Origin of the sequence: Mesorhizobium sp. M2A.F.Ca.ET.039.01.1.1 (genome assembly GCF_003998035.1) — a bacterium.
GTDB lineage: Bacteria > Pseudomonadota > Alphaproteobacteria > Rhizobiales > Rhizobiaceae > Mesorhizobium.
This window is the reverse complement of the sequence record NZ_RZRY01000234.1, coordinates 1-8,727: the sequence shown is the minus strand read 5'-3', so window position 1 is coordinate 8,727 and position 8,727 is coordinate 1. Positions and strand designations below refer to the sequence as shown.

Annotated in this window: 5 protein-coding genes and 1 pseudogene; all 6 read right to left on the bottom strand. The window is 65.3% G+C overall.

Annotated features, from left to right (window positions below; all coding sequences use genetic code 11):
* Positions 1–3,065 (bottom strand): annotated as a pseudogene (locus EOA24_RS18480) (protein ndvB); the annotation flags it as partial.
* 270 nt (positions 3,066–3,335) lie between these two features.
* Positions 3,336–3,923 carry a HutD family protein gene (locus EOA24_RS18475; protein ID WP_126083084.1) on the bottom strand — a complete coding sequence of 196 codons (588 nt, stop codon included), beginning with the start codon at positions 3,921–3,923 and terminating at the stop codon, positions 3,336–3,338.
* A gap of 4 nt (positions 3,924–3,927) precedes the next feature.
* Positions 3,928–5,598: a urocanate hydratase gene (gene hutU / locus EOA24_RS18470; protein ID WP_126083835.1), complete on the bottom strand. Its 1,671-nt coding sequence runs from the start codon at positions 5,596–5,598 to the stop codon at positions 3,928–3,930.
* Positions 5,599–5,626: 28 nt separating this feature from the next.
* Positions 5,627–6,442, bottom strand: coding sequence for an N-formylglutamate deformylase (gene hutG / locus EOA24_RS18465; RefSeq protein ID WP_126083085.1), 816 nt, complete (start codon positions 6,440–6,442; stop codon positions 5,627–5,629).
* 52 nt (positions 6,443–6,494) lie between these two features.
* Positions 6,495–8,030: a histidine ammonia-lyase gene (gene hutH / locus EOA24_RS18460; protein ID WP_126083086.1), complete on the bottom strand. Its 1,536-nt coding sequence runs from the start codon at positions 8,028–8,030 to the stop codon at positions 6,495–6,497.
* On the bottom strand, positions 8,027–8,727 hold a 701-nt coding region (locus EOA24_RS18455; RefSeq protein ID WP_145992533.1), incomplete at its 5' end, for an amidohydrolase family protein. The genes hutH and EOA24_RS18455, both read right to left, overlap by 4 nt.

Here is an 8,727-nt window from a genome sequence, read left to right as displayed (position 1 = left end):
GTCACGAAGGTCTCGAAATAGTGCCAGGTGCGGCGCGCGAAGGTGCGCAGCACCTGGATGTCGGCGCTCGAGATGCGCAGCCTGTCCTCGGTCTCGGCCGAGCGGCTGATCCAGCAGGCGACGGCGGGCGAAGCGATCCAGAAGATGGCGAAGAAGAAGGCGACGAAGGCGCCTGTGGAATCGGCCAGCACCGGAATAGCCAGGCCGACGACTCCGATGATCACCGCGCCATACATCATGCCGTAATAGGCGCCGAGATCGTTGCCGCCCTTGGCGGCCTGCGAGGCGGTGCGCCATTCGAGCAGGTTCTGCCGGCTGACGAAGAGGCGGTAGATGGTGCGAATGATGGCGTCGCCCATCATCCAGGCGAGATGCGCCATCAAGAGCACCTTCAGCGCCACCAGCGCCGTGCCGAAGACGGTGTCGCGCGCAAGCGCCGAGAAATGGCCGCGCGGCGTCTGGTCGCCGCTCTTGGGCAGGATGCCGTTCACGATGTCGAAGGTAGGCGCCATGAACAGGCTGAGGATCATAAGCGCCTGCCACTGCGCCGCCTGGGTGAAGGGCAGCAGCGTCCAGCCGGCCACGCAGGCCATGACCCAGAAGATCGGGGTGACCGAGCGGCGCAGATTGTCGACCATCTTCCAGCGCGACAGCGCCGGCACGCCGGAGCGCGGGTCGAAAATGTAGCCGAGCAGCTGCCAGTCGCCGCGCGCCCAGCGGTGATGGCGCGAGGCGTCGACGGAGTAGCGGGTGGGATAGTCCTCGACCAGCTCGACGTCGGTGACCAAAGCGGCGCGCGAGAGCGCGCCTTCGAGCAGGTCGTGGCTGAGGATGGTGTTTTCGTCGATGCGGTTCTTCAGCGCCGCCTCGAAGGCGTCGACATGATAGAGGCCCTTGCCGGTGAAGGAACCGTCGCCGAAGACGTCCTGGTAGACGTCGGAGACGGCGAAGACATAGGGGTCGAGGCCGCGATTGGCCGAGAAGACGCGCTGGAAGAAGGAGGCATCGTCGCCGCTGGTCAGCGATGCCGTGATGCGCGGCTGCAGGATCGTGTAGCCCGCGGTGACGACGCGCTTGACCGGATCGAAATGCGGGCGGTTCAGCGGATGGGCGAGCTTGCCGACCAGGCTCGAAACCGCGTCCCGCGTGGTGCGCGTGTCGGCGTCGAGCGTCATCACATAGACGACCTTTTCCGGCAGCGGCACGTCGAGCGGCAGGAAGGTAGTGTCGCTGTCGCCACGCAGGAGAAGGTTCAGCTCATGCAGCTTGCCGCGCTTGCGCTCCCAGCCCATCCAGCAGCCCTGCGCCTGGTTGTAGAGCCGGCGGCGATGCAAGAGGTAGAAGCGCGGCGAGCCTTCCGACGGATAGCGGGCGTTGAGCCTAGCGATCTCGTCGCGGGCATATTGCAGGATCTCGATGTCGGCGGCGTCGATCTCGGTCTTGGAATCCGGCCAGTCGGACAACAGGGCGAAATGGATCTCTTCGGCCGTGTTGGCGAGGTGGTGCACCTCGATGTTGCGGATGTTTTCCTCGACGTCGTCGCGCGAGCCGATCAGCGAGGGCACCACGACCAGCGTGCGCGCCTCGGCCGGGATGCCGTGCTTGTTGTAGTCATAGCCGACAAGCCGGGTGGGTTTGAGGAACAGCGCCACGACGGTGTTGAAGAAGGCCAGCGCGCCTTCGCTTGCCGGCACCGCGAACAGCGCCAGCATCAGCGTGATCGATTCCACCGACAGGCCGAGATTGGCGAGCGCCCTGCCCGACAGCACCAACAGCAGCGCCGTCAGAAGGAAAACCGGGCCGACGATGCCCATCCAGCCAGCGCTGGCAAAGGCACGCTTGAAGGTCACATAGAAAGGCGGTCGGTAGCCGATCGCCTTTTCCAGCTCCTGACGGCGCGGCCCGACCAGGAAGAAGCCGACATCGGTGTGCACGTCCGGATCCGCTGTCTCCGGCACGCCGGATGCATCGGTGACGCCGGGCGTGTGGCCGGCAAGCTCGATCGCCTTTTCGGCCACCCGATATTCGGACAGCTCGGAGCGCCGCGCCAGTTGCTCGATCGCGGTGCGGTACTGGTCGCGCGAGAAGAAATCGAGGTCGGCGAAATCGGTCTTCTCACGCAACAGCGTGTCGATGCGGCTGACGCCTTCGAACCAGACCGTCCAGTCGACGTCGTTGATGAGGCGCAGGCCGCGGATGATGTTGCCGGTGGTGACATTGCCGCTGGAAAGCGTCTGATGCTCGGAGATGATGATCTCCTCGGCGTCGGAGCCGGTCTTTTCCAGCTCTCCCTCCAGCCATTCCAGCGCCCGGCCGGCGTTCTGCGACCCGTCGCGCAGGCGGTAGAGCAACTGGGTGGCAAAAGTGGTGTCCTGCGCATGCGCGCTGTAGTTGGACAGGATCCTGGTGCGGTCGGCATTGTCGTCGGTCGCGAGAACCCGGTCGGCAACCTCGTTGGCGATGTGTCGCATCTGCCTGGTGCGGTCGACGCGCACGGCGATGCGACGCAGGTTCTCGATCAGCACAAAGCGCAGCAACGAGGGCAGCGCCCAGAGCTCTCCGATTTTCATCGGCTCGACCGACTGGAAGCCCTCGACAATGGCCTTGAACATGTTGGCCGAGACCGAGCTGTCGGAATGCTCGACATAGCTCCAGGCAACGACGAAAGCGCGCGGCAGCACCGTCCTGTCGCCGAGCGTGAGCGTCGGCAGCTGCCGATAGAAGCGGCGCGGCAGGTCACGCTTCACCTGGAAGATGGTCTCCTCGACCAAATAGTTGTTGTCGAGCAGCCATTGCGCGGCCGGCGTGATGGTCTCGCCCTTGGCCTGGGCGGCATTGGTCGAACGGTAGACTTCGAGGATCTTCTTGGCGCTGTCGCGGATGCGGGCCTGGAACTCGAACGGGGCGAGGCCGAACAGGTCCTTGACCTCGCTCTTGGCTAAAGCGACGCCCAAGGCGCGCAGCCTGTCCTCAGGGAGGAAATTGGAGCGTATCGGCGCTTCCGTCACCAACGGGAAGCCGGCGCTTGTCTGTTCGATCTTGTTGGGATTGGTCTGAATGTTCATTGAAAATTCCGTAAGCGGGGGCGCAATGCGGCGTCACCGCCACGGCAATGGCCCTAAAACCGGTTCAATTGCAATTGGTTGCATGACTGATCGGCCGAAAGTTTGTTCTGCGCACCACAACAGGGGCGTGCCCTTTCGACAGCTCGTGGGCTAACGCCCCTCGCTCTTCGCCCCCGGTTGGATCAGGGCAAGGAATCAGGCTTTTTCGTGATACATGCAAGGGGCCGGGCGATAATTCGCCCGCGCCGCGATCATGTTTGGCAACAGCCGTTAATGGTTGGCGGCAAGGCGATCGAGCGCGATCACGAAAAGCAGCCCCTGCCCCTGAGGCTGGAGCCGCAATTCCGGGCTGTGGCGATCGAGGATCAGCGTATCGAGCGGTCCGAGGCTCGGCGCATCGTCTGTGAGAAGCCTGAAGCCTGCGTTGGCTGCCAGAACCAGCGTCTTGTCGGCGCGCGGCGAGATGCGAATCTCGCCGGAGAGCGGCATGCGCTCGACGCCATGGGCCATGCGGCCACGGCGGGTCATGACGTTGAGATCGGTGATCGGGCCACTGATCAGCGCGGCGCTGGTCGGCACATCGCCCGCAAAGGCGAGCGGCGCCGAGTCAGCGGTAAGCCGCGCCGGCGCCCGGCCGGCAATGTCGAGGACAATCCCCTCGCCTTCCAGCACCGACAGCGTGCGGTCGATGCCGGCGAAGCTGGAGAACGGCCCGCTGGTTTCGACGCGGGCCATGGAGACGCGCCAGTCGAAATCGTCGAGCCCGGCGCCGTCGGGCGAAACCGCGATCTCGGTGGTCGTGCCGCCGCCATTCTTCCACGGCATGACGCGGTAATCGGCGGCACGAAGGATACGCATCGGCTCAGCCCAATATGCCCGGCAGGTTGAGCTGGTGCTCCTTGGCGCACTCAATGGCGATGTCGTAGCCGGCATCGGCATGGCGCATGACGCCGGTCGCCGGGTCGTTCCACAAAACGCGCTCCAGGCGCTTGGCGGCTTCTGCCGTACCGTCGGCCACGATCACCATGCCGGCATGCTGCGAGAAGCCCATGCCGACGCCGCCGCCGTGATGGAGCGACACCCAGGTGGCGCCGGAGGCGGTGTTGAGCAGCGCATTGAGCAGCGGCCAGTCGGAAATGGCGTCGGAGCCGTCCTTCATCGCTTCGGTCTCGCGATTCGGCGAGGCGACCGAACCGGAATCGAGATGATCACGGCCGATGACGACGGGAGCCTTCAGCTCGCCCTTGGCGACCATCTCGTTGAAGGCGAGGCCGAGCCGATGGCGGTCGCCGAGGCCGACCCAGCAGATGCGCGCCGGCAGGCCCTGAAACGAGATGCGCTCGCGCGCCATGTCGAGCCAGTTATGCAGATGCGTGTTGCCGGGAGTGAGCTCGCGCACCTTGGCATCGGTCTTGTAGATGTCCTCCGGATCGCCCGAGAGCGCTGCCCAGCGGAATGGACCGATGCCGCGGCAGAACAGCGGGCGGATATAGGCCGGCACGAAGCCCGGGAAGGCGAAGGCGTTCTCAAAACCTTCATCCTTGGCGACCTGGCGGATGTTGTTGCCGTAGTCGAGCGTCGGCACGCCGGCGTTCCAGAACGCCACCATCGCCTCGACATGCTCGCGCATCGATGCGCGAGCAGCCTTTTCGACGGCTTTCGGATCAGAGGTGCGCTTCTCGCGCCATTCGGCCATGGTCCAGCCCTTGGGCAGATAGCCGTTGATCGGGTCATGCGCCGAGGTCTGGTCGGTGAGGATGTCGGGGCGGATGCCGCGCCTAAACATTTCGGGCACGATCTCGGCGGCGTTGCCGAGCAGGCCGACGGACTTCGCCTCGCCGGCCTTGGTCCAGCGATCGATCATTTCCATCGCTTCATCCAGCGTCTCGGCCTTCTCGTCGAGATAGCGGGTGCGCAGGCGAAAATCGATCGAGTCAGGGTTGCACTCGATGGCGAGGCAGGAGGCACCGGCCATGACGGCGGCCAGAGGCTGGGCGCCGCCCATGCCGCCGAGGCCGCCGGTCAGGATCCACTTGCCCTTGAGGTCGCCGTTGTAATGCTGGCGGCCGGCCTCGACGAAGGTCTCGTAGGTGCCCTGCACGATGCCCTGCGTGCCGATATAGATCCAGGAGCCGGCCGTCATCTGGCCGTACATCATTAGGCCCTTCCTATCTAGCTCGTTGAACTTCTCCCAGTTCGCCCAGTGCGGCACGATGTTGGAGTTGGCAATGAGCACGCGCGGGGCATTGGAATGGGTCTTGAAGACGCCGACCGGCTTGCCGGACTGAACCAGCAGCGTCTCGTCCTCGCCCAGCATCTTCAGCGAAGCGACAATGCGGTCGAAATCGTTCCAGGTGCGCGCCGCCCGGCCGATGCCGCCATAGACGACCAGCTCGTTGGGGTTCTCGGCGACCTCCGGGTCGAGATTGTTCATCAGCATGCGCAGCGGCGCCTCGGTCGTCCAATAGCGGGCGTTGAGCTTGTCGCCGCGGGGCGCACGCACTTCGCGAATGTTGTGGCGCGGATCGTTCATCATTGTCCCTTTCGAGTAAGGCGGCGCGTCAGCGCCCAGCCCATTCAATGGCGGTTTCGAGAATGGTTTTCAGCGTGGCGCGGATCGGCGCGGCATAGCTTGGGTCGTAAGGCACCGGCCAGTTTTCCGGCGAACCCTTTTCGGCCGGCTCGCGCATATAGCCGCGGTTGGAGAGCTCCATCTGAAGCGCGTGGACGCCGTTCTCGGGCCGGCCGAAGCTTCTGGTGATCCAGCCGCCCTTGAAACGGCCGTTCACCACCCAGCTCTCGCCGGTCGCGGCAAGGATCTCGCTGACCTTTTGCTGCAGCGACGGATCGGTGCTCCTGCCGTCATTGGTGCCGAGGTTGAAGACCGGCAGCGTGCCTTCGAACAGGCGCGGCAGCACCGAGCGGATCGAATGGCAGTCATAGAGCACGATGTTCTCATGCATGCCGCGCAGCCGGTCGATCTCGGCCTGCAGGGCGGCATGATACGGCACGAAATAGGTCTCGCGGCGCTGGTCGATCTCGGACGGCGTCGGTTCGTCGCCCATATTGTAGAGCGGATCGCCGTCGAACGTGTCCGTCGGGCAGAGCGTCGTCGTCGGCTGTCCGGGATAGAGCGAAACGCCGGAAGGATCACGGTTGACGTCGATGACCGTGCGCGAGATGGCGGTGTGCACGACGGTCGCGCCAAGGTCGGCGGCAAAATCATAGAGCTTGTCGATCCACCAGTCGCAGTCGCGCCGGCCGAGCCAGGTTGAGACCAGGCGGGAGTCCAGGCCTGCAAGATCGATGCCTGTGTGCGGGATCGAGACCAGCAGAGGCGCAGTGCCTTGGGTGACGGTAAGCCAGGGAGGGGTCATGCGAGACCTCCGTGCGTTGGCGCTCTACGGCGCCGTGTCGTCGTTAGCATTCTCACGACGCAATCCCCGGCAGCTTCACAGCACCGGCCGCCTTCACCGCGGCGCCGCTGCGCACCATGGCGATTGCCTTTTCCATGTCGGGATGGAAATGCCGGTCATTGTCGAGATACGGCACCTCGGCGCGGACCAGCCTGCGCACCGCTTCCAGTGCCTCGCTCGAAGCAAGCGGCGCTTGGAAATCGCAGCCTTGCGCCGCGGCCAGCAATTCGATGCCGATGACGGCGGTCGCATTCTCGATCATGCCGAGCAGCCGGCGCGCGCCGTGCGCGGCCATCGAGACATGGTCTTCCTGGTTGGCCGAGGTTGGGATCGAATCGACGCTCGCCGGATAGGCCTTCTGCTTGTTTTCCGAAACAAGCGCTGCCGCCGTCACCTGCGGAATCATGAAACCGGAATTGAGCCCCGGCTTGGGCGTGAGAAAGGCCGGCATGCCCGACAGCGCCGGATCGACCAGCATGGCGATGCGCCGCTCCGACAGCGAGCCGATCTCGCAGACCGCCAGCGCGATCATGTCGGCGGCGAAGGCCACCGGCTCGGCATGGAAATTGCCGCCGGAGAGCGCGGTGTCGTCCTCGGCGAAGATCAGCGGGTTGTCGGTGACGCCATTGGCCTCGGTCTCGAGCGTGTCGGCGGCCTTGCGCAGCACATCGAGCGCGGCGCCCATCACCTGCGGCTGACAGCGCAGGCAGTACGGATCCTGCACGCGCTCGTCGTCGACGCGATGCGATTCACGGATGGCACTGCCGGCCATCAGATTGCGCAAGGCATCCGCCGTTTCGATCTGACCGCGATGTTTTCTCAACAGATGAATGCGCGGATCGAAGGGGGCGTCGGAGCCCTTGGCTGCGTCCGTCGATAGCGCGCCGGCAACCAGCGCCGACTGGTAGAGCACCTCGGCCTCGAACAGGCCGGCCAGCGCAAAAGCGGTCGAGAACTGCGTGCCGTTGAGCAGCGCCAGGCCTTCCTTGGCGCCGAGCGTCACCGGCTCCAGCCCATGCGAGACGAAGGCGACCTTGGCCGGGAAGCGCCCATGCGGGGTAAAGCATTCGCCGACGCCGATCATGACGGCGGTCATGTGCGAGAGCGGCGCGAGGTCGCCGGAAGCGCCGACCGAGCCCTTCGCCGGCACGACCGGAATGACGTCGTTGGCGAGCATCCCTTGAAGCAGGTCGATGGTCTCGGCGCGCACGCCGGAGGCACCCTGGGCAAGGCTGGCGAGCTTCAGCGCCATCATCAGCCGCACCACGGCGACCGGCATCGGCTCGCCGACGCCGGCGGCATGCGAGAGCACGATGTTGCGCTGGAGCGTTTCGAGATCGCTTTCTGGAATGCGGACGCTGGCAAGCTTGCCGAAGCCGGTGTTGATGCCATAGACCGGCTCGCCTTTGGCGAGGATGCGAGCCACCGCCTCGGCGCTGGCCTTGATCCTTGGCCGGCAGGCGTCGTCCAGCTTCGGCACGGCGCCGCGATAGATGGCGCGCCAGTCGGCAAGCGTCGCGCTGCCGGGCGTCAGGGTCAGTTCGGTCATTGTCCTCTCCAGATGCGGGCATGGAGCGGATTGAAGCCCATGCGATAGACGAGTTCGGCCGGGCGCTCGATGTCCCAGATGGCGAGGTCGGCCGATTTGCCGGCTTCCAGCGTGCCGGTCTTGTCGAGGAGCCCCAGCGCACGCGCGGCCTCACGGGTGACGCCGGCGAGGCATTCGTCGACGGTCATGCCGAAGAGCGTCGCGGCCATGTTCATGGTGAGCAGCAGCGAGGTGAGCGGCGAGGTGCCGGGATTGCTATCGGTGGCGACAGCCATCTTCACGCCGTGGCCGCGGAAGAGATCGACCGGCGGCTTCTTGGTTTCGCGGATGAAGTAGTAGGCGCCGGGCAGGATCGTGGCCACGGTGCCGGCCCTGGCCATCGCGGCGGCGCCCTGTTCGTCCGTGTATTCAAGATGGTCGGCCGACAGCGCGCCATAGCGCGCGGCAAGGGCCGCGCCATGCAGGTTGGAAAGCTGGTCGGCGTGCAGCTTCACCGGCAGGCCGAGGGCCTTGGCCTTGTCGAAGACACGGGCCATCTGCTCCGGCGAGAAGGCGATGCCTTCGCAAAAACCATCGACGGCGTCGGCGAGCTTTTCGGCGGCGACCTGCGGCAGTATGGTGTCGGCGACGAGATCGATGAACGCGTCCTTGTCGCCCTTGGCTTCCGGCGGCAGCGCATGGGCCGCGAGACAAGTGG

Coding starts and splice junctions, on each gene's coding strand:
- EOA24_RS18475 (WP_126083084.1), bottom strand. CDS start 3,923: ATGCGTATCCTTCGTGCCGCCGATTACCGCGTCATGCCGTGGAAGAAT.
- hutU (WP_126083835.1), bottom strand. CDS start 5,598: ATGAACGATCCGCGCCACAACATTCGCGAAGTGCGTGCGCCCCGCGGC.
- hutG (WP_126083085.1), bottom strand. CDS start 6,442: ATGACCCCTCCCTGGCTTACCGTCACCCAAGGCACTGCGCCTCTGCTG.
- hutH (WP_126083086.1), bottom strand. CDS start 8,030: ATGACCGAACTGACCCTGACGCCCGGCAGCGCGACGCTTGCCGACTGG.